The sequence below is a fragment of the Alcanivorax sp. HI0044 genome (assembly GCF_001634945.1).
This window is the reverse complement of the sequence record NZ_LWEZ01001733.1, coordinates 1-677: the sequence shown is the minus strand read 5'-3', so window position 1 is coordinate 677 and position 677 is coordinate 1. Positions and strand designations below refer to the sequence as shown.

The 677-nt window shown below is 56.6% G+C and carries 1 protein-coding gene; it reads right to left on the bottom strand.

Annotation, left to right across the window (positions count from 1 at the left end):
* Positions 1-446 (bottom strand): hypothetical protein (locus A3730_RS26040; RefSeq protein ID WP_156501375.1); only part of this gene is annotated, 446 nt, incomplete at its 3' end.
* Positions 447-677 lie beyond the last annotated feature (231 nt).

The window sequence follows — 677 nt, the reverse complement described above, 5'->3', positions numbered from 1 at the left end:
GAGCCTGCCATTCGAAAGATGCGAGTGAGCGCGGCTTGCGCCTGCTCCAGCCGGTTGGCCGGCACCAACAAATCCACACTGCTGAGGGTGCCGGCGTTGTAGCCGGTATCCGTGGCGGTTTTTCCGGGCATAAACGTCAGGCTCTGAATCGCCGCCGGCCGGGTGTGCAACAGCAGATGCCCTCGCCCGTCTTCCAGTGTCACCCCTTCAATCTGCTCCACATCCTGGCGATGAAACCGGAACGCCATACCAAAACGGCTCTGGCTGCTGCCACGAAACAGCGTGATGTGTTGTTGATGATCAAGACTCAAATGCTGAATCTGTTGTGCCTCACTGCTCTTGTCGCTCAGCCCAAGGATCAACAGGCCATTAAGAATGGCCAGCTGCTGATAGAGAGCCGGGCCGGGAATAAAGGGCGCGTTGGAGTGGGTGATATCAATGGGCATTGCGAGCAGCTATCCGTGAATCGTTCAGGAATGGTAAGCGGGGCGTGACAGAAATGCGTCACCCATATGGGGGATAAATGGCCCGGCGATGATGATGGTTATGGCTTGTCACTAGCGCGAGTGTGGAGGAAGCTGGGATGCGCATTCGCTACAGTGTGGCTTTGCGTTGACCGATTCAGAAAACAGGGAGTAATGGCATGAAGGTTCTGGCGATAGCAGGCAGTCTCAGGG